We start from the raw sequence: 279 nt of genomic DNA, 5'->3' as shown, positions 1-279 counted from the left end.
GGCTGACGGTGATCGGCACATCCGGCGCAGGTTCGGCCAGCAGCGATTCGTAGACGTTGAACACCGCGTCGCGCTCGCCATCGCGGGCCAGGCTGAAAATCGGTACGGTGGCCTGCACCACCTGGCCCACTTCGGCCTGGCGCGCGGTAATCACCCCCGGCGCTTCGGCGATCAACGCCGTATAGCCCAACTGCTCGCGGGCATTGGCCAACTGCGCCTGCGCGGCAGCCAGGGCGCTTTGACTGCTGCGCAATGCAGCCTGGGCGGCATCGTATTCAC

The 279-nt window shown here is 67.0% G+C and carries 1 pseudogene; it reads right to left on the bottom strand.

Going from position 1 to position 279, the window contains the following annotated elements:
- Nucleotides 1-279, bottom strand: a pseudogene (locus tag ACTHSL_RS13515) (hypothetical protein); the annotation flags it as partial.

The sequence above is a fragment of the Neisseria sp. P0008.S010 genome, from assembly GCF_051962715.1.
GTDB classification, from domain to species: Bacteria; Pseudomonadota; Gammaproteobacteria; order Burkholderiales; family Neisseriaceae; genus Neisseria; species Neisseria elongata.
This window is presented reverse-complemented; position numbering and strand designations above follow the sequence as displayed.